The sequence below is a fragment of the Microcoleus vaginatus FACHB-2002 genome, assembly GCF_040004035.1.
Taxonomy (GTDB): Bacteria; Cyanobacteriota; Cyanobacteriia; order Cyanobacteriales; family Microcoleaceae; genus Microcoleus; species Microcoleus vaginatus_C.
Genome location: NZ_JAMPLN010000002.1, coordinates 80349 through 106464, shown reverse-complemented (window position 1 = coordinate 106464; position 26116 = coordinate 80349). Strand labels below are relative to the sequence as shown.

At 46.6% G+C, this 26116-nt stretch carries 22 protein-coding genes and 1 pseudogene; 14 read left to right on the top strand and 9 right to left on the bottom strand.

Annotated features, from left to right (window positions below; translation table 11 throughout):
• Window positions 1-117: 117 nt before the first annotated feature.
• The 4 genes from NDI35_RS02165 to NDI35_RS02150 form a co-directional block, all read right to left on the bottom strand.
• A complete protein-coding gene (locus NDI35_RS02165; RefSeq protein ID WP_445311293.1) occupies window positions 118-681 on the bottom strand; it encodes a Uma2 family endonuclease in 564 nt (187 codons plus the stop codon).
• 367 nt (window positions 682-1048) lie between these two features.
• Window positions 1049-1459, bottom strand: coding sequence for an Npun_F0494 family protein (locus tag NDI35_RS02160; protein ID WP_445311292.1), 411 nt, complete (start codon window positions 1457-1459; stop codon window positions 1049-1051).
• Window positions 1460-1629: 170 nt separating this feature from the next.
• Window positions 1630-1962 carry a DUF5615 family PIN-like protein gene (locus NDI35_RS02155; RefSeq protein WP_445311291.1) on the bottom strand — a complete coding sequence of 111 codons (333 nt, stop codon included), beginning with the start codon at window positions 1960-1962 and terminating at the stop codon, window positions 1630-1632.
• Window positions 1955-2272, bottom strand: a complete 318-nt coding sequence (locus NDI35_RS02150; RefSeq protein ID WP_445311290.1) for a DUF433 domain-containing protein — start codon at window positions 2270-2272, stop codon at window positions 1955-1957. Before NDI35_RS02150 ends, NDI35_RS02155 begins: the two co-directional genes overlap by 8 nt.
• A 284-nt stretch (window positions 2273-2556) precedes the next feature.
• Here NDI35_RS02150 and NDI35_RS02145 point away from each other — a divergent pair, with 284 nt between their 5' ends.
• Together NDI35_RS02145 and NDI35_RS02140 are read left to right on the top strand one after the other, a co-directional pair.
• Window positions 2557-2997 carry a peroxiredoxin gene (locus tag NDI35_RS02145; RefSeq protein WP_242723459.1) on the top strand — a complete coding sequence of 147 codons (441 nt, stop codon included), beginning with the start codon at window positions 2557-2559 and terminating at the stop codon, window positions 2995-2997.
• Window positions 2998-3530: 533 nt separating this feature from the next.
• Window positions 3531-6185, top strand: a complete 2655-nt coding sequence (locus NDI35_RS02140) for a C39 family peptidase (protein ID WP_445311289.1) — start codon at window positions 3531-3533, stop codon at window positions 6183-6185.
• Between the two features lie 98 nt (window positions 6186-6283).
• Here the strand turns inward: NDI35_RS02140 and NDI35_RS02135 are convergent, their stop codons facing one another.
• Together NDI35_RS02135 and NDI35_RS02130 are read right to left on the bottom strand one after the other, a co-directional pair.
• A complete protein-coding gene (locus NDI35_RS02135; protein WP_445311288.1) occupies window positions 6284-7174 on the bottom strand; it encodes an XDD3 family exosortase-dependent surface protein in 891 nt (296 codons plus the stop codon).
• An 895-nt stretch (window positions 7175-8069) separates the two neighbouring features.
• Entirely contained in the window at window positions 8070-8285 is a 216-nt protein-coding gene (locus tag NDI35_RS02130) for a hypothetical protein (protein WP_333215740.1), read from the bottom strand.
• A gap of 612 nt (window positions 8286-8897) precedes the next feature.
• Between NDI35_RS02130 and NDI35_RS02125 the strand changes: the two are divergent.
• From NDI35_RS02125 to NDI35_RS02080, 10 genes and pseudogenes are all read left to right on the top strand, one after another.
• A pseudogene (locus tag NDI35_RS02125) lies at window positions 8898-10436 on the top strand (ferredoxin--nitrite reductase); the annotation flags it as partial.
• 18 nt (window positions 10437-10454) lie between these two features.
• Window positions 10455-10784 (top strand): 2Fe-2S iron-sulfur cluster-binding protein, encoded by a 330-nt coding sequence (locus NDI35_RS02120; RefSeq protein WP_445311442.1) that lies wholly within the window; start codon window positions 10455-10457, stop codon window positions 10782-10784.
• A gap of 91 nt (window positions 10785-10875) precedes the next feature.
• The gene (locus NDI35_RS02115; protein ID WP_445311287.1) at window positions 10876-12198 is read left to right on the top strand and encodes a CmpA/NrtA family ABC transporter substrate-binding protein; all 1323 of its coding nucleotides are present in this window, start codon (window positions 10876-10878) and stop codon (window positions 12196-12198) included.
• 173 nt (window positions 12199-12371) lie between these two features.
• Window positions 12372-13241 carry a nitrate ABC transporter permease gene (ntrB, locus tag NDI35_RS02110; RefSeq protein WP_445311286.1) on the top strand — a complete coding sequence of 290 codons (870 nt, stop codon included), beginning with the start codon at window positions 12372-12374 and terminating at the stop codon, window positions 13239-13241.
• Between the two features lie 148 nt (window positions 13242-13389).
• Window positions 13390-15414, top strand: coding sequence for an ABC transporter ATP-binding/substrate-binding protein (locus tag NDI35_RS02105; protein ID WP_445311285.1), 2025 nt, complete (start codon window positions 13390-13392; stop codon window positions 15412-15414).
• Between the two features lie 104 nt (window positions 15415-15518).
• Complete coding sequence (locus tag NDI35_RS02100; RefSeq protein ID WP_445311284.1) at window positions 15519-17120, top strand: ABC transporter ATP-binding protein; 1602 nt, start codon at window positions 15519-15521, stop codon at window positions 17118-17120.
• A 372-nt stretch (window positions 17121-17492) separates the two neighbouring features.
• Window positions 17493-19688 carry a molybdopterin oxidoreductase family protein gene (locus NDI35_RS02095; RefSeq protein ID WP_445311283.1) on the top strand — a complete coding sequence of 732 codons (2196 nt, stop codon included), beginning with the start codon at window positions 17493-17495 and terminating at the stop codon, window positions 19686-19688.
• Between the two features lie 327 nt (window positions 19689-20015).
• Entirely contained in the window at window positions 20016-20291 is a 276-nt protein-coding gene (locus tag NDI35_RS02090) for a hypothetical protein (protein WP_445311282.1), read from the top strand.
• Window positions 20292-20307: 16 nt separating this feature from the next.
• Window positions 20308-20619, top strand: coding sequence for an RNA-binding regulator (gene rbp / locus NDI35_RS02085; protein WP_332948676.1), 312 nt, complete (start codon window positions 20308-20310; stop codon window positions 20617-20619).
• Window positions 20620-20983: 364 nt separating this feature from the next.
• Window positions 20984-21442 (top strand): phosphate-starvation-inducible PsiE family protein, encoded by a 459-nt coding sequence (locus NDI35_RS02080; RefSeq protein ID WP_445311281.1) that lies wholly within the window; start codon window positions 20984-20986, stop codon window positions 21440-21442.
• A 164-nt stretch (window positions 21443-21606) separates the two neighbouring features.
• Here NDI35_RS02080 and rimM read toward each other — a convergent pair whose 3' ends face one another.
• From rimM to NDI35_RS02065, 3 genes are all read right to left on the bottom strand, one after another.
• Entirely contained in the window at window positions 21607-22248 is a 642-nt protein-coding gene (gene rimM / locus NDI35_RS02075; protein ID WP_333250442.1) for a ribosome maturation factor RimM, read from the bottom strand.
• Window positions 22249-22453: 205 nt separating this feature from the next.
• Window positions 22454-23086, bottom strand: coding sequence for a response regulator (locus NDI35_RS02070; RefSeq protein WP_333127004.1), 633 nt, complete (start codon window positions 23084-23086; stop codon window positions 22454-22456).
• A gap of 265 nt (window positions 23087-23351) precedes the next feature.
• The gene (locus tag NDI35_RS02065; protein ID WP_445311280.1) at window positions 23352-24626 is read right to left on the bottom strand and encodes a molybdopterin molybdotransferase MoeA; all 1275 of its coding nucleotides are present in this window, start codon (window positions 24624-24626) and stop codon (window positions 23352-23354) included.
• Between the two features lie 117 nt (window positions 24627-24743).
• On the opposite strand from NDI35_RS02065, the gene NDI35_RS02060 reads away from it, so the two are divergent.
• On the top strand, window positions 24744-25361 hold the full coding sequence (locus NDI35_RS02060) for a DUF8692 domain-containing protein (RefSeq protein WP_445311279.1): 618 nt from the start codon (window positions 24744-24746) through the stop codon (window positions 25359-25361).
• 165 nt (window positions 25362-25526) lie between these two features.
• The gene (locus NDI35_RS02055) at window positions 25527-26090 is read left to right on the top strand and encodes a Uma2 family endonuclease (protein ID WP_445311278.1); all 564 of its coding nucleotides are present in this window, start codon (window positions 25527-25529) and stop codon (window positions 26088-26090) included.
• The last annotated feature ends 26 nt before the right edge of the window (window positions 26091-26116 follow it).

The following is a 26116-nucleotide window of genomic DNA, read 5'->3' as shown; positions in this document are numbered from 1 at the left end:
AGTATAAGCGATCGACCGCACATTTGATCGAAGCAAATCCGTAGGGTACTCTCTCTTATCCCTCCTCCGCGCCCTCTGCGCCCTCTGCGGTTAAATCATTCATAAACCGAGGTGGCGCTAATCAGTCAGCCAACTCAACATTTCATCGACGGTGAGATTGAAGGATTCGGCAAAGGTTGGAACGGGGATGCGATCGCCCGGTTCTTCAAAAACTGCTATGGTGCGATCGGCAAAATAGACAAATACCAGTTCTTCTTCCGGGTCAATCAGCCAGCCCATCTGGGTTCCGTGGCCGAGACTGTGGAGAATGTTGCGGACGACTTTAGTTTGACTTTGGTCGGGGGAAAGAATTTCGATTGTCCAGTCGGGGGCGATGGCGAAAGTGTTGGCTACTTCGCCGTTTTCGTCGCGGGGAATGCGTTCCCAGGTAAAGACTGCAAGATCGGGTACTGTCGATCGACCGCCAAAGGTACAGCGTAATTCAGAATAGGCGCGGGCGATGCGTTGGGGTTTGAGTACCCGGTTGATGTCAGCACCCAAATCGCTTTGAATTGTGCTGTGTTTTCCTTGGGGCATAGGTTTCTGGATAATTTGACCATCAATGAATTCACTGGCGGGTTTGGTTTCCGACAGTTGGAGAAATTCGGCGAGAGTCAAAGGTTTAGAAGCGGTTTGAACCATTATTTTTATTTAATTTAAGTTTAATTTGTATTAGTTAAGCGATCGGGCATTTAATTTATCAAGAAAATGGGTCTAAAACCCCCTCCTTCGCTTGACGGCTTTAAGGGGTCTAACTCGTTTGACGGCGAGTCCGACAGGGATTGAAATCCCTGTCTCATAGCGCAAGTCCTCTGCAAGAGGACTGAGGAGGTTGATTAAGGTGAAATGCGACACTCAACCTCAATTTGAATTTAGACTTGCAGTCGGTTTTAGGCGAAACTCAACATCGAATTGAATTGACACTTGCAGTCGGTTTTAACCGACTTTCGCTATGAGACAGGGAATTCATTCCCTGTCGGACTGTCGGACTAAGGCAAGTGAAAACCCCTCATAGAAATACTCCCAATCCGCGGCTAAAAGCATTACCAATACGATCGCACAATGACGCCGCCGGCACTCCCTGTCCTTCCTGTTCCCATTTTTCCACGAGTTGGCGGCCCAGGGGCGTGAGGCGAAAACTGTCGGTAATCCCTTGTCCGTCTACTTCCCGCCGCAGGACGCCGACTTGGATCAGCCAGAGTAGGGAGTTTTCGGCTACGAGTTCGGATACGGGCGATCGGGTGTAGCCGCTTTCGACACCGGAATTTGAGGCGATCGCACTTAGGAAAACACTGTTATCGCGGATTGTCTGGAAGAAGTGTAATTGAAAAGGGCTGCACCGGACGGCGCGATCGGCTCTTTTGACAGTGCGGCCCGGATAACTAATAGATTTAAACGCTTCGGATGGAATAAAAGTCATTGAGAGAACTTTTGAGTAGCTACTACTTTTATCATCACCTATTTATAGTCAAGAAAGTAGATTTCTCACAAATCTACCTAAATTATGATGGAGGCTCAACAGAGTCCCAACTGGCTTATAATTAATACTCAGGGTGCAAATGCTTATCGTCACTGCACGAGCGCCTATTTTTACAAATACTCCAAATGATTGTTCATTTCTTCAGCATTGAGTACCTCCCAAATTAAGACTAATCCTTGCAAAATTCCCCCAATTGATTTATTGCTTTGCAGACAGTAAACAATACCCGCGTGAGACAAACCTGCATGATGCAGTCTTAAAAAATCCGTATCTTGGGTAAAAATTACTCGCTCTTGAGACAGGGAAAATGCTAATTGTTGTTCGTCGGATTGCCCGAGCATTCCTTGTTCTGGAGTTGTGGTGACATCAATTCCCCGTCTTCGCAATCCATTCCCTATGGCAAGAGTTATATTTTCGTCAAGATGAAATTTAATCTTAGCCATGCTGGCGATTTTTTAATTTTTGTTGCAATAGCGATGGGGTTTGAGCTTTCAATTTGCTGGCAAATTCTGCATCTGCTTCGATTGCCGAGCGAATTTCATCTCGACGATCGTGATAATAGGCTAAAGCTGCATAGATGTCAGATAAAGTAATACTTGGATAGTGATACAGAATTTCGTCTGGTGACATTCCCATTTGTTCGTGCCAAACAACTATATCCTGAACTCGGATGCGATGTCCGGCGATACGGGGTTTTCCCCCACAGATTCCTGGGGTGATTTCGATATGTTCTTTAATGACGGCGATCGACATGGTAGGGAATTAATATAGGATGTCTCTTATATTTTAGGACAGGTTAGACGAGTTTGGCTGTAAAAGGCATTTTAAGCTATGGTATTTTTGATGGATATTGCGAATTTCCGCCGTCGCCAATCGACTTGAGTCAAGGTGATTGCTTGAACTGGAACTCGAATAACGAGCGTAGCATATTCGAGTTCCAGTTCAAAAAAAGCGATTTCAATCGCCGATACCTTTTTCAATCGCCGAAGCACAAAGTCAATTAAAATACATTTATAAATCGCAAGGGAAACAAAACTATGACATTACCAGTTGGGTGCGCTGCCCCTCAGTTTACCGCCAAAGACACCAACGGCAACACCGTCTCCCTGTCCCAATTCGCCGGTAAAACCGTAATCCTGTATTTCTACCCGAAAGATGACACCCCCGGCTGCACCAGACAAGCCCAAAGCTTCAAAGCAGCTTATGAAGAATACAAGGGCAAAGATCTTGTAATTCTCGGTGTCAGCCGAGACAACGAGGAATCGCACCAAAAGTTCACAGAAAAATACGGTTTGCCTTTCCAGCTATTAGCAGATGTTGATGGCACGATTACCAAAGCTTACGATGTCGAGAAAGGCGATTATGCCAAGCGCGTTACTTTCGTCATCGACGGTACCGGCAAAATCATTCAAGTTTATGAGGGCGAAACCATGAAAGTTGACACTCACGCTCAAGATATTCTCGTCACCATAGTTTAGTCGAAGTTTAGCCGATCGCACTAACCTTCCTTGACGCACCAAACGGCTAAAAACCCGGTTTCTTCCTAGATGCCTCGTTGCTATAGGCAATATTCTGGTAGAAACCGGGTTTTTTTCGTAAGTCCTGACCGAAAGCATCCAGGATACAAGCCCCCGGATTCATCCGTGGGGTCAATGCTTCAATTCTAAAATCTAAAATCTAAAATCTAAAATCTAAAATCGATTGACTCAGCAAGCGAGGGGTCAAGGGTACAGGGGGAAACAACCTACTCGAATTAAATTCCTTCCCTTAAAACTTCCACCACAAATCCGCTCAACCAGGCATATATTCGGTTAAGGTGCTTATGGTACGTCTAAAGTTAGATTTGTGGCGCAACTCTCGCAAATAGTTAAAAACTTATACTGGAAAAGGCATTAACCGCCCGTAGGCTGAATCTAGGGGCGATTTTTTCCTGGTTCGGGTCATTGTGTTTGATAAAATCAGAAGTTATCCTTGCTTTAGCTGAATAACTAAGTAGGTAGAGGGATATATAATGACAACTAACAACATTATTTTGAGTTACTTAGGCCCGCGAGAAATTGAGGTCAATAGAGCCGCTGTCTTAGTTGGCACTTTTGACAAAAATCTAGTGGCAGCGATTTCAGCAGCAGAAGGCTCAAATGCGCTGAATGTGGGGATCAATCTCTCTAGAGGCTTTTGGAACATCAGTTTAGAAAAAGGATTCGATAGCGCAGGAACTCGCACACTGCAGGTGAGGGCAACTGATAAAACCGGCAAAGTTATCGGCCAACAAACAATTAACATCAAAGTTAATCCTGCTTCTGGGTCACCCGCTCAATTATTCACGTTAATTACTCTCACAGATACCAAGTTCAAAGTCGGAACACTGCCCGCAAGCAATCTTAACAACCTGCAAAAAGCGGACATACCAGCAGGTAAAACTTATCAAATTAGGGACTACGAGTTTGAAGACGGACACCTGAATGTTCAACTAAATAATCCAATTGCTCCGGTGGGAACCTCTGGCTTTTTCTACGAAAAACACGTACTTATAACCAAAGGCGCCAAAATTCTCATATTCGATCGTGCCGAGTTGCCGACCCCGCCGCCTGGAATGCAGTTACTGTGGGTGATCAAAAAGACCTGGTTAAAGCTCAACCCCACAGATTCTGCTACTTTAGGACCAACTCAGAAATTACAATTTAACGCGGGAGAAACTTTCAATCTTCTGGGCTACGCTTGCGTGGAAAACCATTTCCGAGTCGCTTTTGCTCGTGCAGTTCCTAACTTAGGAACTTCGGGATTTCTGTACTGGCAGCACGTCCAAATTTTGCGAGACGGCAGGGGAATTGAGTATGATAGAAATGCAGTTACGATGACAATCATCAAAACGACTGTGTTTAAAAAGCGGCCGATAAATGCGGCTAGCCTGCCACCCCAAGAAAAAATTACTTTGCCGGCGGGAATGATTTACGGAATTGCCGGATTCTCGATCGAACAAAGCCACATAAAAGTCTCGCTGACCGAGAATTTGCCGCAATTTGGCAATACGGGTTTCATTTATCCCGATTTTGTGCAATTCAGCCGCGGTGGCAAATCTTTTAATCCCGCTGTGAATTTAACTTATCAAGGGCCGTCAGAAGTTTTAGTAAATCAGCCGATCGTCCTTCGGGGTACTTTTGACCGGCAACAAGCAGCAAAAATTGACGTGATAGCTGAGGATAAATTTCCCCTAAGCGTCACGCTAAACCAAGAGGCCAGCACTTGGCAAGTTAATTTGTCTAAAGGATTTAGCGTAGCAGGAGCTCGGTGGCTCAGGTTGCGGGCAACTGACAGCAAAGGCAACGTTACTGGCAGCCAAATAATTTACATTACCGTAACTTCCGATCCGCTAACTGTCGGACGAGGTTTGACCTTAAAGATAGTTTCTGACACTTTGTTTAAGGTAGGTCCCCTGGATTCTTCCCGGCTCAACAATCAGCAAAAAGTTTTTGTCAAAGCAGGCCAGACTTTGGCGGTGAGCAAATACGGATTTATGGACGGGCATCTCAAGGTGGTTCTGGATTCAGCAATTTGGCCGATCGGCACTTTTGGCTATTTTTACGAACCCGACGTTCAGTTGGCCAAAGGTACTCAAATCCTAAGATTTAACCTGGCTGACGTACCGAATAGCAACGTCAGCGCTCAACTGTTGGTAACTCAAACAACTCAGATTAAAGCTAAACCCGAAGATTCATCGAAACTGCCTGCCGATCAAATTGCTCAAATAACTTTAGGCAGCACCTATGCCATTACTGGTTATGCCTGCATTTTGGGGCATTTCCGAGTAACTCTCGCCCAACCAATTCCCGGTTTCGGCAATATCGGATTTATTTATTGGCAGGACGTTAAAATTAAAAAAGACGGCAAAGAAGTTCCCTTTGACCCCGGTGCTTTGACGATGACAATCTTGCAAGCAACTGTGTTTAAAAAACGGCCGGTAGATTCTGCTAGCCTGAGCAGTACCGAGAAAACTACGTTGCCTTTAGGTCGAGTTTACGGCGTGAACAGCTACGGTGCGGAAGGATCTCACCTGAAAGTTTCCCTGACTGAAGAATTGCCGAATTTGGGCAATACAGGTTATGTTTTTCCTAGTTTTGTTCAGTTCAAGCGGGGAGATAAAATTTTCGATCCGGTTCCGAACAATGTGGAATTGAACGTGCCGTATTTTTCGCAGCGCGACAATCCGCGTTTTGACTGGTCTACTTGCAACGTAACTTCGATCGCCATGGTGCTTTATTATTACGGCCTTCGTTCTCAGTGGGGCGGACAGTTGGAGGATGAGTTGTTGCAGTGGTGTTTCGACTATGCCGGCCAGGGTTCTCAAACGGATCACAGCGTGCTTTCGGCGCTGATTCAGGCCTACGGGTTTAAGACGAGTTTTAGTACGACTCGCACGTGGGCCCAGGTGCGATCGGAATTGCTGAATCGGCGGCCAGTAGTTTTAGCCGGAGATTTTACTGCTGCCGGTCACATTCTTACTGTCATTGGCTACAATTCTCAGGGTTATATCGTGCAAGATCCTTGGGGAGATGCACTCACTGGTTACAGCAATACTGAGGGGAGAAAGTTGATGTATCCCTACAGTTATGTCAATCAAGTTGCTGGGCCAGATGGGAATGTTTGGGCGCATTTTATCTATCCATAATCTACTCTACTGTTTGCAAGTAGTGTGAGGCACTACGGCTATTAGTAAGGTGTGCATAACAGCTATTCGTAAGGTACTGAATGCACACCCTACCTAACTTAGGAAATCTTCTTGCGCTTAGTTTTGCGTTTTGCTGCGCCAATACCTAAAAAGCTCAATCCTACTAAAGTACCAAACCAAGTAGAAGGTTCGGGTACAGCCTCAAACGATCCCTGAACGGCGATCGCATCGTTAGCGCACTCGGCAAAAAAGTTAGCAATATAGTTCCCCGAAGGCATTGAGGATTTATTAAAACTGAATCCAATTGTTTGAGAACCCACGGCATTAAACTGAGCGAAATTAAGACCGAGGACACTCAAAGTTGCTGGCGTTAAAAAATTGATTTCTCCTACTTTTGTACCCGTAGCTATGGAGTTGAGAATAGTCGAGTTTCCTGTTTGTTGAAAATATGGGTCTGTGGCCGCTAAATCGCCCATTGATGGGGTTCCACCTTGAGATGCCACTACCGTATTGAATTGATTTAAATTGCTAAAGCCAGAGTTAGTTTGGGTGACGTTTTTCGCTGTAACATTTCTGTAAACGCCTGTTGTCGCCACGCCGGAGTCATTTCCGGCAGCAAAGCGGATACCAAACAAGCTGCCGTTTGCGTTAGCTGTATTGAAGTTTTGACCGGAAAAATTGAAGAATAAATCGCCGTAGTTGATGTTGCCTCTTTGAGCTAGTGGGTCGGCATATCCTGCTAAACTTAGATTAGAATTGATGGCGATGAAAGCTGTATCTGATGTTTCTTTGATGGCGATGCCGTAAAATTCAAATTCCCCGCCGCCGATTTGGGGCCCTGTCACGCCGTCGTTGAAGGAATCGATCGCATAATTCCAGCCGTTAGATAGGGTTGCTGCTGTAGCTTTTTGTTGCTGTAGTGCGAAAATGGCACAGAAAATAGCCACTGAGTAAGTCCAGTGGATGCTGTTTTTAGCAATGGATTTCATAAAATGCTCCCTGGGAATCATTGTTAAATTGTCAAGTCTGCTCGACTGTTTTTAATTTTCAGTCAATCATATATTTCGCCTGAAAATATTAAAATATTGCTAAAACTTTGGTCGGGCGATCGCATTATATCAACTATATTGGTTAAAAAAACTAACCAATGGCAGTAGCTAAATACAGGATTTATGCAGGCACAGTATAAAGTATGGCTGCATAAGTCTTGTATAGGTGCAAATAAACGGACTAGCGGGTTTAGGCGGTTGAGTGCAGCAATAAACTGTTTGCGAGTCAATATCTAGGCTTGAGTGGCCCCTACAAGATATTATTGTTTTTTCCGGCCGCTCGACTTAATTGATTTTTTATCAATTACCAATGAATTTTGACAAAAGTGGGCGTGATGTTGTAGATGCCGATGTCGGATTCTGTTAATATTTGGATTTTTTGATTAATAATTTTCATAAATTGTCTTTCATTTCCAGCCCTGTTCAAGAGACCTCTCCAATAATTATTGTGGAACAGGCATCCTGCCTGTTCAAGACAGGCTTTTCTGGAGATGTTGAATAATTATAATTACGTTTGTTGTGATGACTTCATTCCTCAAAGTCCTCAAATGCCGATCGCGCACAGCAGTTTTACTAATTTTACCATCAGCGTTCCACCCAACAGGCTCTCAATTGAGCGTCAAAACTGTGAATCAGCACTTTTTCTGTAAGTGCCGCCCAAAGCGAGAATTGGATAATCAAAAAAAATCATACGGCAAGAGCGATCGCACGTTTTTACAACACCCAATAAACTTCCGGCCCTACATCCGGTGCAGCCATCGTGGGTTCCTTCTAACTCGACCCGTGGTTTATGCACTTGCAGCGCTGCATAAATCAATCAAATTTTTAAATGCTGTTAATATATCGCCGACAGTTCGTTGACAATCTTGACTCTTCCCTTGATCACAGAACGCAGCAGGCGGTTGATCGAATGTCTGTATTCATCGTCGAGAGAGTCGTCCAAAACAGCGGCCATTAAGCCGTAGCGATCGGCTAGAGTCAAACAACCCGTATCCGTAACAGAAGCAAGCATTTCGGAAATAGCGCCGGGGAGAAGTTGAACTAAAAACATGAGACGTTCCCTGAATTCGATGCTTATATCATCTCTCGTTCTCCGAAAATTAATAGTGACGCTGGCGTAGCACATAATGTGATGTTTTGAGGCAAACTCTGTGACAGCGACCGTTGTAATTGTGTGACGATCTCGTTTTAAGTCTGCGATCGCACTCACAACATTAATTTTAGATATTCCAATTTCCCCCTCTTCCCTCCTAAATCTAAAGATTTAGAGAGATTTTTCCGTTTTGGGGGTGTCTTGACCCATTACCCATGTATAAAACGCATGAGCTCTATGCGAAATATTCATAAAACTCAATCTTTTGTAAAAATAGCTACGAATATTTACAATCGTGGGCTTTACATTAGCTCATAACAAAGGTGCATCGAAACAGAGCGATCGACCGAATCCTCGGTAGCAACTATAACCATAAATAGTTTGGCGACGTTCGAGCCAGCGCCCAGTCAAACTCAAGTTTACAGAAGACCAACCATGCTTAAAAGAAATTCCATCTAGTAACTAAATATACAGTTTTAAATCCATACAGTCACTAAGGTTAGCAGGAAACACACACTTTATGCTCCAAGTCAATACCTCCCCACACAAGCCAGCAGCGAGGGTAAACCGATGACCCAAACAGTAGAACCCAAAGCCCAAGCGAGCCTGAACAAGTTTGAAAAACTCAAAGCCGAAAAAGATGGCTTAGCATTAAAAGCCGAACTCGACCACTTCGCAGCCATCGGCTGGGAAGCAATGAACGAAACAGATCGCGAGCACCGCCTCAAATGGCTCGGCATCTTCTTTCGGCCAGTAACTCCCGGCAAATTCATGATGCGGCTGCGCTTGCCCAACGGCATCATTACTAGCAATCAAACCAGAACGCTAGCAGAAATCGTCCAACGCTACGGCGACGACGGCAGCGCCGACATCACCACCCGACAAAACCTGCAATTGCGCGGAATTCGCATCGAAGACGTACCCGACATCTTCCGCCGCCTCAAAGAAGCGGGCATGACCAGCATCCAGTCTGGCATGGACAACGTGCGTAACATCACGGGTTCCCCAGTCGCGGGGCTGGACGCCGACGAACTGATTGATACGCGGGAACTGGCGAACGAAGTCCAAGACATGATTACGAACAGCGGCGAAGGCAACCCCGCGTTTTCAAATTTGCCGAGAAAGTTTAATATTGCGATCGCAGGCTGCCGGGACAACTCAGTCCACGCAGAAATCAACGACATCGCCTTCGTACCCGCTTACAAAGACGGCAACATCGGCTTTAACGTTTTAGTCGGCGGTTTGTTCTCCGCCAAACGCTGCGAAGCTGCAATTCCTCTCAACGCATGGGCAAGTCCCAGCGACGTTGTAGATTTGTGCAAAGCAATTTTAACTGTGTTTCGCGATCAAGGCCCGAGAGCAAACCGCCAAAAATCGCGGCTGATGTGGCTGATTGACGAACTCGGAATCGAACAATTCCGAGCCGAAGTCGAACAAGAATTAGGTCGCACTTTGCCCGCCGCCGCACCCAAAGATGAAATCACCTGGGAGAAACGCGACCACATCGGCATCTACCCCCAAAAACAATCAGGGCTCAACTATGTAGGGCTGCACGTTCCCGTCGGACGGCTGCAGGCATCGGATTTGTTCGATTTGGCCAGAATTGCCGAGGTTTACGGCAGCGGCGAGCTCAGGCTCACTGTGGAAGAAAACGTGATTATTCCCAACGTTCCCGACTCGCGGATTGAATCGCTGGTCAAAGAACCGCTGTTGCAGCGTTTTTCTATCGAGCCAGCACCGCTGATGCGAGCCTTGGTTTCCTGCACCGGCGCCAAGTTTTGCAACTTCGCCCTCATCGAAACCAAAAGCCGCGCCGTGGCCATGATTGAGGAACTCGATGTCGAACTTTCACTTCCCAAACCGGTCAGAATTCACTGGACGGGTTGCCCCAATTCCTGCGGTCAACCCCAAGTAGCAGACATCGGTTTGATGGGAACAAAAGTTCGCAAGAACGGCAAAACCCTCGAAGGTGTAGACATTTACATGGGAGGCACAGTTGGCAAAGACGCTCATTTGGGTGCTTGCGTCCAAAAAGGCATCGCTTGCGAAGACCTCAAACCGCTGCTGTATCAACTGTTAGTCGAGCAGTTTGGGGCAGTTCCCAAAGAGATTACAGGGGATGTAGCTGTGCTGCAGCGGCAACTGCAATTGACGGTTGAGGAGGGCGAAGCAGCAGCCCAGGCACCCAAACCTCAGACATCTACTGTCATTTTCGCTCGATCGGGCAAAGAAGTTGCTTGCAGCGAAGATGAGTACATTCTCGACGTTGCCGAACGGGCCGGGGTCGAACTTGACAGCGATTGCCGAAAGGGAGTTTGTGGCACTTGCAAGCAGAAACTCCTAGAAGGTAATATTGCCGCCTACGACAGCCACCCCGAAGCGGCCGCCGGCTTAGAACCAGGGTTCATTTTAACTTGCAGCGCGCGGGCTCTGGGCAAAGTGACGATCGACGCCTAATCTCATAATGTGAGATGCGATGCGAAGGTCGCGAATTAATCTCACATCTCACATTTCCACCATCTCAAAGTACAACAACAATTCAAGACAAATGAGCAACCTTTCGAGAAGAAAATTCATCATCACCGCTGGAGCAACAGCAGCCGGCACCCTCCTAGCCCACGGTTGCAGTTCCGGTCCCACCACATCTAACGCCACTCCCGGCGGCGCTTCGCCCACCGCCGCCCCAGCAGTCAACATCAACCCCGCCGACGCCCCAGAAGTTACCGCAGCCAAACTCGGATTCATTGCCCTCACCGACGCAGCACCCTTAATCATCGCCCAAGAAAAAGGGTTATTTGCCAAGTACGGCATGAAAGACGTACAAATTACCAAACAAGCATCTTGGCCAGTTACTCGCGACAACTTAGAACTCGGTTCCGACAAAGGCGGCATTGACGGAGCCCACATCTTATCCCCGATGCCTTACCAAATGACATTAGGCACTATTACCAAAGGCAATCAGCCAGTGCCGATGTACATTCTCGCCCGGTTAAATACTAACGGTCAGGCAATTTCGCTCAGCAAAAAATACCTAGATTTAAAAGTAGGTACAGACAGCGCACCCCTGAAAGCAGCTTTTGGCAATCAAAACCTTCCTGTTGCTATGACTTTTCCCGGCGGCACCCACGACTTGTGGATACGCTACTGGCTAGCAGCCGGCGGTATTAATCCAGATACAGATGTTTCCGTGATTCCCATACCGCCACCCCAAATGGTAGCGAACATGAAATCTGGCAGCATGGAAGCCTTTTGCGTAGGGGAACCTTGGAATGCTCAGCTAGTTAGTCAAAAGGTAGGATACACCGCCTTAGTAACTGGAGAAATGTGGAAAGATCATCCTGAAAAAGCTTTAGGTTTAAGAGGAGATTGGGTTGACAAAAACCCCAAAGCTGCAAAAGCAATTACAATGGCCGTACTGGAAGCCCAGCAGTGGTGCGACAAGCCAGAAAATCACGATGAAATGTGCCAAATCATCTCTCAAGATAGGTGGTTAAAAGTTCCAGTAGCAGATATTATCGGTCGCTCTAAAGCTCAAATTGACTACGGGACCGGCCGCATTGAAGCCGCCAGCCCTGTGGCGATGAAATTCTGGGCTGATAATGCTTCTTATCCCTACAAGAGTCACGATGCTTGGTTCTTAGCTGAAAATATTCGCTGGGGTTATATCCCGGCAACTACCGACATCAAAGCCACGGTTGATAAAGTTAACCGCGAAGATATTTGGAAAGCAGCAGCGACAACACTTGGCGTCCCCGCCGCGCAAATTCCTACTACCACTTCTCGCGGTGTCGAAACCTTCTTTGACGGTGTGAAGTTTGACCCAGAAAAACCAGAAGAATATCTGAAGAGTCTGGCAATCAAAAAAGCATAATTAGTTGGTTGACAGTTGACAGTTGACAGTTGACTGCTGACAGTTGACAAACCCCTAAAAGTGATGGTGTTGGACAGAGTGAAACGGAGGGTGCGTTCGACGAACCAAACCTGCTGAACTCTGTTCAAAGTATCTACAAATAATCGATTATTCACAATACTGCAAAAAGAAAAATGGCAACAAACCTCGCTGTTACTAAAAGCAAAAATCCAGTAACTTTCGTTCTGGATCAGGTTCAAAGAAACCGCCGAAAAATCATCCGCCCGCTGGTAGCAATTACAGTTCTGCTGATAATCTGGCAAATCCTCTGCAACAGTCCAGACTCCAGCTTGCCGGGGCCCATCAAAACTGTCCAAGAAAGCTGGAATCTGATTATCAATCCTTTCTTCGACAACGGCGGTACAGACAAAGGCTTGTTCTGGCAAATTTTGGCTAGCTTGCAGCGGGTGGCGATCGGCTTTACTTTGGCAACAGTTCTCGGCATCAGTTTAGGAATCCTGATCGGCACAAACTCCCTAATGTTCGATGCTTTAGACCCGCTGTTTCAAGTATTCAGAACTATCCCGCCCCTGGCTTGGCTGCCGATCGCCCTGGCCGTATTTCAACAGTTCAATCCCTTTGAAGGCATGGGGGTGAAAGCTAACGAAGTTTCAGCACTTTTCGTAATCTTAATTACAGCAATTTGGCCGATTCTAATTAACACCACAGTAGGCGTTCAACAAATACCCCAAGACTACAGAAACGTCGCCCGCGTCTTGCGTCTCCCTAACCAAAAATACTTCTGGAAAATCCTGCTTCCCTCTTCTGTTCCTTACATCTTCACTGGCTTGAGAATTGGGATCGGTTTGTCTTGGCTGGCGATCGTAGCTGCGGAAATGTTAGTCGGCGGCGTCGGCATCGGCTTCTTCATCTGGGACGCTTACAACAGTTCTCGACTAAGTGCAGTGATTATAGCAGTGCTTTATGTAGGAATCGTCGGTTTAATTTTAGACAGAATCGTTGGTTTCATCGCGTCCAAAGTTGTTCCCGAAGAACAGAAATAGGATTTGGGAATGGGGAATGGGGAATGGGTGATTAGTTATTAGGAAGCGGGAATAATTATATATGCCCAATGCCCAATGCCCAATGCCCAATGCCCAATTTCCCATTAATAATTAGCATCTAGAAATTACCAACTAACCTAAAATAGCCATGTCAGTATTTGTTGAAGTAGACCACGTTGACCGCGTATTTAACTTGCCCAATGGAGAGCAATACATCGCTCTTAAAAATATCGAACTGAAAATTAAAAAAGGAGAATTCATCACCTTAATTGGGCACTCTGGCTGCGGCAAATCTACGCTGCTAAATATCATCGCCGGCCTCGACAAAGCAAGTCAGGGCGGGATTACTTTAGAAGGACGCGAAGTCCGCGATCCAGGCCCCGACAGAATGGTGGTGTTTCAAAATTACTCGCTGCTACCTTGGCTGACGGTGCGCGAAAATATTGCTCTAGCAGTAAATGAAATTTACAGCGGTAACTCTCAAGAAGATCGCGAGTTGGTGATCGAACACCACATTAAATTGGTCGGACTCGGGCACGCCGCCGACAAACGCCCAGGCGAAATTTCAGGGGGGATGAAACAAAGAGTTGCGATCGCCCGCGCCCTGGCGATTCGCCCGAAATTGCTGCTGCTAGACGAACCCTTCGGAGCACTTGATGCTTTAACTCGCGGTGGTTTGCAAGACCAGTTGATGAAAATTTGCGAAGAAAGTAAAGTCACCAGCGTGATGGTAACTCACGACGTGGATGAGGCTTTATTACTGAGCGATCGCATTGTGATGCTCACCAACGGCCCGGAAGCGCAAATCGGGCAAATCCTCGAAGTGAACATTCCCCGCCCCCGCAAGCGCATGGAAGTTGTCAACCATCCGAGTTACTACGCCCTGCGTAACGAAATGGTTTACTTCCTCAACCAGCAAAAGCGGGTCAAACAGCGCCGGGCCAAACAACAACCCGCTGTCATCGCCCGCAACGGCCTGGAAAAAATCAACCTCGACATCGGCTTTATTCCCCTCACCGACTGCGCCCCCTTAGTAGTAGCGAAAGAAAAAGGATTCTTCAAAGAGCACGGCTTGGAAGAAGTTACTCTCAGCCGCGAACCTGGTTGGAAAGCGATTGCCCAGGGAGTCGCCGAAGGACGGCTGGACGCAGCGCAAATGGTCGCAGGAATGCCGATCGCCATGCTGTTGGGCATGGACGGTCAAGCCCCTGTGCCCGTCTGTAGCGCCATGACGCTCTCTCGCAACGGCAATTCAATTGTTTTCAGCAAAGACCTTTACAAACAAGGCATTCGGACATTAGAGGATTTCAAAGCTGCGATCGCCAAGAGTCCCGATAAAGCTCACACCTTGGGCATGGTACACTCCGCCTCCATGCACAATCTGCTGTTCCGCTACTGGCTGGCCGCCGGCGGCATTGACCCCGACCTCGACGTGGGCTTGACAGTGATTCCGCCCCCGCAGATGGTATCGAATTTAAAAGCAGGCAACATTGACGGCTACTGCTCAGGCGACCCCTGGAACTCCCACGCAGTCAACAGCGGTACGGGTTTTGTCATGGCCCGTTCCCTCGATATCTTGCCCGGACACATCGAAAAAGTTCTCGGTGTTAGCGAAGATTGGGCTCAGAAATATCCTCAAACCCACCTCGCCCTCGTCAAAGCGCTTTTGGAAGCCTGCGACTACTGCGACGATCGCCGCAACCGCGAAGAAGTCCTAGGATTGATTAGCCAAGAACAATACATCGGCGCCGATCCCAAAGACATCCGTCCGGGGTTCATCGATCCGTACAACTCCGGTACGGAGGCAGAACCAGAAATGCTCTACAATTTCAACCAGTTCTATGTTGACAAAACCAATTTTCCAGACCGCCTAGAAATGGTGTGGGTGATGGCGCAGATGGCTCGCTGGGGACTGATCCCGTTCCCGAAAAACTGGGTGGAAGTGGTCGATCGAGTTTTGCGGCCTGATGTTTTCGGTCAAGCAGTGCGTGAATTGGGCTTGCCGGATATCGCCAGAGATCGCCGGACGATCGAGCTATTTGACGGCACTGTGTTTAATCTCGACGACCCGATCCAGTATCTTCACAATGTCAAAATTAAGCGTGCCGTCCGCATTGAAGAAATCTTAATTGAACAAATAGGCAGTCAATGTTCCATCAAACTGCCAGCATAACCAGCAAATAGGAAGAGGGAATCAGGAGCAAGAAATCAGGAAACAAGACTCCACATTTCCCGCTTCCTAACTCCATAATTTCAAATTCTCAATCGAAAGTTGTCATGTCTAATTCCCCGATCCAAAATCCAAATCCTGAAAATATGCAAACTCTAAAAACCCCCCAAACAACTCTAATTCAAACCCCCAAGCAAGACTTTCTTACTATTAAAGACGTATCGAAAGTCTACGAAACTCCTAAAGGCCCTTACGTGGTTCTCGACGGTGTAAACCTGACTATTAATGAAGGCGAATTTATTTGTTTGATCGGTCACTCTGGCTGCGGCAAATCAACTTTGCTAAATATGATTGCGGGATTCAACGGGCCGACAAACGGAGAAGTAACCCTGGAAGGTTCGCAGATTACTGAACCAGGCCCCGATCGCATGGTGGTGTTTCAAAACTACTCGCTGCTACCGTGGCTGACTGCTACTGAAAACATTCACCTCGGCGTTGAAAATGTTTACCCGGAAAAGTCCGCAGACGAACACCATACGATCGTCAAGGAACACTTGGAATTAGTGGGGCTGACCGAAGCTTGTAACAAAAGACCGGGCCAATTGTCCGGGGGGATGAAACAGCGGGTGGCGATCGCCAGAGCTCTGGCAACTCGTCCGAAACTGTTGATTTTGGACGAACCTTTCGGAGCTCTAGACCCGATTACGCGAGAAGAGTTGCAGGAAGAATTGCTGAAAATTTGGCGGAAGGAAAAAATTACCGTCATTATGATTACTCACGATATTGATGAGGCTTTGTTTTTGGCCGATCGCATCGTGATGATGACCAACGGGCCTGCTGCTTCCATCGGCGAAGATATGCACGTTCCGTTCAGCCGTCCCCGCAACCGGGCGCGGATTATGGAAGACCCGAAATACTACGAACTTCGCAACTTTGCTTTGGAGTTCCTGTTTTCTCGCTACGCCCACCACGAAGAAGGTGAAGCAACGGACTCGGAGACAGAAGCCGTCGCGCTACCGATGCCATTACCTGCTAGCAAAAAGCCTGCGGTTGCTGACAGGCCGATCGCACCTGCACCTTTTGTGTCTCACGCTGCCGAACCCCCAGAAGCTTCGCCGATCAAACGCGGCATCTTGGCAGCCTCGTGGTTCGTAGCAATGTTTACTTTAGCTGCCGTCAATATGTCTGTTGTTTCCAGCCAGCTAAAGCAAGCGAAACTAGAAGAAACAGCAGCGCAGGCGCCGACTGCTGCAGCGATTGTGAGTTCTCCCCCCAGCCCGCAAATCGCAGCAAGTTCGATCGCACCGACTGCTAGCCCTGCACCAATCGCTGCTGCTGCAAGTCCTGCACCCATTGCTGCTGCTAACAGCGCCGCGCCCAATGCAGCCACCACTGCCACATCAGTGATTTCTGACCAAGCCGAACTCGATGCGATCGGAAAGCAGTTATATGCACAAATCGACCAAAAATGGAGAACAACTCCGACATTTACCGAAAGCTTGACTTATCGGGTCAAAGTAAAACAAAACGGCGATATCCTACAGTTCGATCCCACAAATAAAGCAGCTAAAGATTTCGTCAAAGAAACTCCTCTGCCGGTTTTGCAAACTCCTGCTGGTGCGGCAGCAGGCGCTGAAAAAACTGCTGAATTCCAAGTAACTTTTAGCCCCAGCAACGGCGGTGTATTAGAAGTTAAAACAGAGAAGTAGGCGACATAATACTCCCGCACTAAATCTCTGTTGGTATTAACAACCCGGTCAAAAGTAGGACCTGCGCGCTATTTGAGCCATGCAAAATTCTTCCTCGCTCCCCTAGGTGGGGGTGACAAGATTTAGGGCTGGAGTACCTCTGTTTGAGAGGAATTTAGGAGCAGCGAACCACTGGCGAAAAACCAGATGGCTCGCGAGTTTTAGTAAGATAGCGGTTAATTTTAAATCAGGGTATTGTCCGTTGCTGTGAAGCATTTTTGCGGTAAGTTAGTAATGATTAACACATTATTTGCCGGAGCCCTCAGTTCCGACTATAATGACGAATTACCAATTACCCATTAGCTTTCAAAAATTAGCATCTAAAATCACCAGATGGAAACTATAAAAACTCTTTGCCCATACTGCGGTGTAGGTTGCGGTCTAGAAGTTGTTCCCGACAAAAAACAAAGTTGGAAAGTGCGGGGCGATCGCAATCACCCATCGAGTCAGGGCATGGTTTGTATTAAGGGAGCAACCGTAGCAGAGTCCATTCGGAGCGATCGGCTACTGTATCCGATGATGCGAGATACTCTCGACGAACCGTTTCGCCGCGCTAGCTGGGACGAAGCTCTCGATGCAATTGTTAATCGCATCCAAACAATTCGCAGCACCAGCGGCCCCGATGCTTTGTGCGTTTACGGTTCGGGTCAATTCGCAACAGAAGATTATTATATTGCCCAGAAACTAATGAAAGGTTGTCTGGGTACTAATAATTTTGATGCTAATTCTCGCTTGTGTATGTCTTCAGCAGTCTCTGGATACGTTCAAAGCTTTGGCTCGGACGGGCCACCTTGCTGTTACGACGATTTAGAATTAACAGATTGCGCTTTTATTATCGGCAGCAATACAGCGGAATGCCATCCGATCGTATTTAATCGATTAGCAAAGTACCACAAAAAGCATCCAAATGTCAAGATGATTGTGGTAGATCCAAGGCGGACTCCGACTGCTGAAGCGGCGGATTTGCACTTAGCAATTAAACCAGGTACGGATATAGATTTGCTTAACGGAATTGCATATTTGCTGTTACGTAGGCAAGCAATAGATTCTGAGTTTATTGAAGAATGCACGGAGAATTTTTCAGCTTTTGCTGAGGTTATTAGCAGCTACACGCCGGAGTTTGTAGCCTCGCGCTGCGGCATTACTGTCAGCGAGTTAGAAACGGCGGCAAACTACTGGGAACAGTCGCAGCGGGTTTTGTCTCTGTGGTCGATGGGAATAAACCAGTCGTCGGAAGGCACGGCAAAGGTGCGATCGCTGATTAATTTGCACTTGATGACCGGTCAAATCGGCAAACCGGGAAGCGGCCCGTTTTCCCTCACCGGGCAGCCAAACGCGATGGGAGGGCGGGAAGCCGGAGGACTGTCTCACTTGCTCCCAGGCTACCGTTTTGTGAAAAATGCTGAACACAGAACCCAAGTCGAGGAGTTTTGGGGAATCGCACCGGGAAGCATTTCCCCGAATCCGGGCCGCACAGCTTGGGAGATGATTACCGGTTTGGAAAGTGGCGAAGTCGATTTGCTGTGGATTGCAGCTACTAATCCGGTAGTTAGTATGCCGGATTTGGAACGCACTAAAGCCGCTTTGCTGCGATCGCCCTTTACTATTTATCAAGAAGCTTACTTTCCCACTGAAACCTCCGCCTACGCTCACATCCTGCTGCCGGCAACGCAGTGGAGCGAAAAAACCGGAGTAATGACGAATTCCGAACGCCGGGTGACGCTTTGTCCCGGTTTCGACACTCCCTCCGGGGAAGCCCGCGACGACTGGAGGATTTTCGCCGAGGTGGGACGGCGGTTGGGTTTTGCCGAACACTTTGCTTTCGAGAACAGTGCGGAGGTTTTTACAGAGTACGCGCAGTTGACGCGCGGCCAGCCTTGCGACATGACCGGTCTGAGCCACGAATACATCCGCCAACAAGGCCCCCAGCAGTGGCCTTGCCGGGAAAACGAGGGTGTGCATCCAGCGAACGAAGCGAAACGGCTGTATACTGACAGGCGTTTTCACACTCCTGACGCGCGGGCGAGATTTTCGGCCTATCACTCGCGGGGACTGGCAGAACCTCCCGATCCGAATTATCCGTTTGTGTTGACCACAGGAAGAGTTTACGGACACTGGCACACGATGACGCGGACGGGTAGAACAGAAAAAATTAATCAATTGCACCCCGATCCGTTTTTGGAAATTCACCCCCGTGATGCTGCCAAATTGCAGATTAAGGAGGGTGATTTGCTGGAAGTTCGATCGCGCCGCGGCAAGGCGCAGTTTCCCGCAAAAGTCACAAAGGCGATCGCCCCTGGTACGCTATTTGTACCCATGCACTGGGGTTCTCTGTGGGCCGAAGCGGCTGAAGCCAATGCCATGACTCATGCTGCAAGCTGTCCAGATTCCAAACAGCCTGAGTTAAAAGCTTGTGCGGTGCAGTTGGTGCTGGTTGGGGCAGAAACTGCGGGGGAAGTTGGATCAGAAGTTGCCGCAGAAGTTGGGGAATTTAATTGGGCAAAATCCACTCTCGCCGTCACTTCTTGAGCTGCCGTCCAACTACGAGATGTTACAAATCACCGAAGAACGAGCGGGAAGCTCCGGGGGATAGACATGGAAACGAGAGGAACTTAGTTGACCTTCGGCGAGCGCTCAGTCAATCACGCTCAGTCGAACGATCGAAGATTTACTCCAAAGATAAATCTGGGATCTTGAACAAGAGTCGAAAATTTTGCACTCTTCCCGACAGCAGTACGTGGCATGGTATCCGTTTTTTGGGGTAACAACCTCTCTCGATCGAGCAATTTTGAACCCGGACATACCCTACACATAAATCTTAAATCCCAAATCCCAGATCTAAAACCTAAAATCGTTATGCCATTACGCAGCCTAAAAACTGCGTTTCCCCGGCAGAGCCCGGGAATAAGGAAAATTAAATTTATTTATTGTGAGTTGTTCTTTCTTGATTGGGGGTTTTTCCTTGGGGAGAATGTCTTCTGGCAAATGCTTTCTGCCTTCTTTTTAATTAATCGAGTCAGACAATTGCAGTTTGCACCTATAGGTGCTATGATGTTTTTACAAGGCTTTATTTTCGGCAGTACAGTTCGTTCGATCGGCGTTCCTCCGGATTTAAATCTCTACACCCTCTGATTCTGGAGAATGTTCAATGTCAATCTATGTCGGCAATTTATCCTACGAAGTAACGCAGGAGCACCTCAACCAAACTTTTGGAGAGTACGGTACAGTAAAGCGCGTTCAGTTGCCTGCTGACCGGGAAACAGGTCGGATGCGGGGCTTCGCTTTTGTAGAAATGTCTACTGAAGCAGAAGAAGCCGCAGCCATTGAGGCTCTTGACGGTGCTGAGTGGATGGGTCGCGACCTCAAGGTCAATAAGGCAAAACCCCGCGAAGAACGTGGTTCTTCTAACAGCGGTAACTGGGGTAACAACGATCGCGGTGGCAATTCTCGTCGCTACTAAACCACCGGAGCTAAATTTTTAGCTATCTTATATATTGCGTCGGAGCAAGCTGGGAGTCAACAATCATTCTCTGTTGAGAATAGATAGTTAGTTCAGTGTTAGCACCGCGCCTTGAAGTCCTCAAAATATTGCTAGACAATAGTTTGAGGTTTTTTTATGGCAAAAATTATTAATCAGGAGTTCGATCGCGTGCGATCGATTCCTAGCTGACACGAAAAACTATAAAATATAACAGGCCCAGAGAGTCACCTTCCCCCGCAACCGGTTGCCGCCGTGAAACCAAGCACTCTCACAGTTTTGCGCTTGCAAAGTGTACTGAACAATGACAAAATCATTAATTAAGAATGATGACTAAATCACTGGTATGCTGAAAAAAATATTCAGGCAAATTCGCAAGTCAAACACAGATGAAAACTTTCTGCATTTTACAGAAAGTGTAGAAGTAGCAGTAGCGAAAATTTTATCACTGGCGATGATTTGGGTAATTCTCGTCAGCGTTTGCGATTTGCTAATTTTTTTAGGGAGAACATGGCTAAGCGACCCGCAGCATTTGTTCAAAGACAGCTTGTTTGTCATCTTTGGGTTGTTTTTAAATGTTTTAATTGCTCTGGAAATATTGGAAAATATTACAGCTTATTTGAAAAAGCACGTAATTCAAGTAGAGCTAGTTATTGTAACTTCTTTGATAGCAGTATCTCGAAAAATCATCATTCTTGACCTGGAAAAAAAAACCGCAGCCGACTTGATGGGTTTGGCGACTGCAATTTTCGCGCTTTCCATCAGTTACTTGATAGTGCGAGTCACAAATAGAGGAAATGATTAATATTGGGAATTGGTAATTGTTAATAACTAATAAGCTGTCGCGCATTTAAATTGCATATTCAGGGCGGGCGGGACGCGCACCCCACAAGAGTTGGAGGGTTTTTTGACAGACAATTTAAATGCCGCAACAGCTTATCATGTCCGGTCGCTCGACCAGAAATGATATTATTCCAATAAACCAGGAGGAGGCACAATTTCAATTCTGCCTTGTTCTAAGTCAACAACTGGCACAATCTCTTCCACAAAAGGAATCAATATTTTTGTCGATTTAGGCTCTTTAACGCGAATTTTCCGTGGTTTGCGGGTATTTCTGGGGTCAGCGTTGGCTTTGGGAGTTTCAGGCTGTTTTGGCTTTTCTAATTCTGCAGCGACAGTTTCCGGCGGCGTTAGATTCGTTTCTACTTCTAAAAGGTCGTTACCTGCGGGAATAATATCACTTACCTTGCCTAGGATTTCCCCGGTTAACTGGTTAAAAACTTCCATACCGATCAAATCTTGGACGTAAAACTCATCAGATTCGAGGTAAGGTCGATCGGTCTTTTCAACAAACAACTTGCAGCCCCGCAGCGCCTCAGCACTATCGCGGTCTTCCACACCCTCTACCTCTACAGCATACAGCCCTTTGCCCGGAATGTAGCGACCGCCCAAAAACTCGATCGGTTCCGGTTCACTTTTGTTAGGGCGCAAAATCCACCGCTTCCCCGGTTCGATAAACCTTTCCGGGAAATCCGAATCGGGATAGACTCGCACTTCCCCGTCCAAACCTTGAGCTGCTACAATTTTACCAATTTCTATCCACTCAGACATAGATTATATCACTCAAATTGCTAGTAATTGATAATGGGAATTGGGTGTTGGGAATTGGGAATCCGCAATTGGGAATTGGGAATTGGCAACTGAAAAATGTTGAATTATTTTTATTCCTTCTTCCCTCGGATCTTCTCCCTCTTCCTTCTTCCCTCTTCCTTCTTCCCTCTTCCTTCTTCCCTCTTCCTTCTTCCCTCTTCCTTCTTTACACCAATCCAGTTCTAAGGGCTACAACTGCTGCTTGCACGCGGTCATCCACTGCCAACTTATTCATAATACCGCGAACGTGAGTTTTAATAGTATTTGGGCTCAAGTAAAGCGCCGCTGCTATCTCCGGATTGCTGTTACCTTCCACCATTAATTTTAACACCTCCAATTCCCGCTGCGACAACTGACCAAAAGTAGTTGTAGAGGCAGGTGTCGGGGGTTTGAGGTGTTCGATGACAGTCCGGGCAATTTGAGGATCAAGATATGTAGCGCCCTCTGCTGCGGCTGCAATCGCTGCTAATAGCCTGTCTACAGAAGCACCTTTAATACAATAAGCATCAGCCCCACTAGAAAGGGCAGCAATAATTTCAGTTTCTGCCGTGTGAGAAGTTAACATTACTACTCGAACTTCTGGCAGTTGTGCTTTAATTTGCTGTGTCGCTGCGATGCCGTCGAGTCGCGGCAAACCGATATCCATTACAATAATATCAGGTTTGAGTTTCAGTGCGGCTGCTACGCCTAAATACCCGTCTTCTGCTTGTCCTACTATTTCTATTTCTGGGGAATCGGCTAAAACTTGCTCTAATCCCAGTTGCATCATCGGGTCATCTTCAACAATTAAAATTCTCATAATACGAAGGAAGTTCGGCAACGGATTGTGTAACGGATGTAAAGGATAGAAGGAAGAAGGAAGTTCGGCAACGGATTGTGTAACGGATGTAACGGATAGAAGGAAGTTCGGCAACGGATTGTGTAAAGGATAGAAGGAAGAAGGAAGTTCGGCAACGGATTGTGTAACGGATGTAAAGGATAGAAGGAAGAAGGAAGATTACTTAGTTGTTAATATTTTACATGAACTTATACCGAAACAATAACAAATAACCCATAACAACTAACTAATGACTAACTTTTAAAACTTCCACGAATTCGCCCGGTACAATCCAGGTGTCCCCCGGTGGCAAAACTGCTAAACCACTTGTATTGGCGAGGTTAATTAAATTTGCTGAATTTTGGCTGCCGCTAGCAGGTTCAAATTCCCACACTCCCGCAACTAAATGTAGTTTACCCCAAACATAAGTTTCGCGCCGACCAGGCGATCGCAATTCAGCATTACACCTAGCTTTGACAAACTCCGGCCCCCAAGCATCCGCGCCAAGCCCAGAAATCTTTCTCAAAGCAGGCACAACAAACCGCCAACAGCAGACTAAAGCCGAAACCGGATTTCCCGGCAAACCAAAATATAGACAATCCGAACTCAAACTGGGAGAATCATCATTTTTTTCACCTCGTTTAAACTCAGCAACTGTTAAAGGTTTCCCCGGCTTAATCGCCACAGAACTAATGTGAACTTTTCCTCCCAAATCTGCCAAAATTTTCTCGACATAATCGTAGTCTCCTACCGAGACGCCCCCCGTAGAAAGTACCACATCCGCCGTCGCAACAGCCCCGGATATCGCATTATTTAACGCCTCTTCATTATCAGGAACAATGCCCAATCGAATCGGTTCAAATCCCATTTGTGCCAACAAAACTGTCAAAGCATACTGATTCGAGTCTACCAGTTTCCCCGGTGCCAAAGCTTCGTCAGGCGATACCAATTCGTCACCCGTAGAAAAAATTGCCACCCGCAGCCGCCGATAAACGGGAACTTGAATGCACTGGGCAGTTGCTAACACCGCCATTTCAGGGGCATTGATAACTGTACCGGGAGTTAGCAAAGTTGTTCCTGCTTGATAAAAAGCGCCTTTATGCCTGACAAATGCTTGCGGTTTTTCAGGAGAAACTAAGATAAAAATACGATCGCCCTCACGCCTTGTTTCTTCCTGCATTACCACCGTATCAGCACCGGCAGGCATCACCCCACCCGTAAAAATTCGTGCCGCTTGCCCCGATTGAACGGTATTTTGAGGCTGATATCCGGCTGGAATCTCTTCAACTACTTCTAGTACCACTGGTTTTTCCGCACTACAATTTTCCACATCAGCAAACCGCACCGCGTACCCATCCATTGCTGAATTATCCCAATAAGGAAAATCTAGGGAACCAGTGACGGGTGCAGCCAAAATCCGCCCCGATGCTGCCAGCAAGTCTACAGTTTCTACATCCCGCTGACTGTCGAGGGGTTGCGCCAAATTTAGAACGATCGATTCTGCTTCTTTCACTGACAGCATGACTGTCTCCTGGTTTTGATTACACTCCTAATTAAGTTTAGCAAAATATCCAGAGATATTGGTGATATAATTTTTTTGTATTTGGGCAGTAAACCTAATTTTTGGTGTTAATTGCTTATGACTATTTCTCGCTTTGTTGTTCGACTCAATTGTTTATCCTTATTATTGGTGGCGATACTGATAATTTTTACTCAACTTTCAGGGTTAAAAGTCAGCGATTTATTCTTTCAGCCTTATTTTTCTCCCAATCCCAATGTCGCCTTATTAACTCGGAGTTTCCAAATTTTATGTTCTGTACCAGTCGTTGTTTGTACTTTTACCTATGGATTAGCTAAAACTATTCAACCGTGTCATGAAGAAAATCGCTTTATTTTATTTTCGGCTCTTTTAACAGGTGGATTTCTGCTTAATCAAGTTTACAGAATTCATATATATATGATAGCCGTAGGAATTCCCAAGCTAGGAGTAAGTCTTTTGTACGCAGTTGTTTTGTTTTCCTACGGATGGTTTTTTCGGCGAGAACTACAGTTAACTCCCTACCAAATATTGTTAGCGGGTTTAGGATTGTTGTTTTTTGCGATCGGCGTAGATTCCCTGCATTTAAAAAACAAAATATTCTCCAGTTTACTAGAGGGAGTCCCTAAATTGTTTAGTGAAATCAACATTGCATTTTATTATTGGTATGTCTGTAAGTCTTTTCTCCAAAAAGCTTTTTATAAAACTAGGGATATCTAGTTGTAAGTAGGTGATATAATGATATCACAAGTGCCTCCAAAAAACTACGACTCAAATCCTCCTTCCCACATCAATAATATTTACAGCATCTGCATCGCTCGGCATTTATCCGCATTCAGATACATTATGTGGCTGAAAAAACCCAACGCATCCTGATAAAATACCATGATAGCAGTTACCATCAACTTCAACTCCATAGTTAAACTAACCGACGACCAATTTTATCAACTGTGTCGCGAAAACCCAGATGTCAAATTTGAACGCAACGCCAAAGGAGAAATAATCATCATGCCACCTACCGGAGGAGAAACAGGAAATTACAACTTTGAAATAGCTACTGATTTGGGAATTTGGAACCGACAAACCAAACTGGGAATTTGTTTCGATTCTTCAACTTGCTTCAAACTGCCCAGCGGTGCAAATCGTTCTCCCGATGTCTCTTGGATAAAAAAGGAAAGATGGGACGCACTTACTTCCGAACAAAAACAAAAATTTCCTCCCATCGCCCCAGATTTTGTCTTGGAATTAATGTCGCCCACCGATAGTTTAAAAGATACCCAAGACAAAATGCAAGAATACATGAACAACCAAGTAAAACTAGGTTGGTTAATTAACCGCAAAACCCGCAGAGTCGAAATCTATCGCCAAGGACAAGAAGTCGAAATACTGGAATCTCCCGCAGAACTTTCAGGAGAAGATGTTTTGCCCGGTTTCGTGCTAAACTTGTAGCTAGTCTGGCAATAACTAAAAAGTCT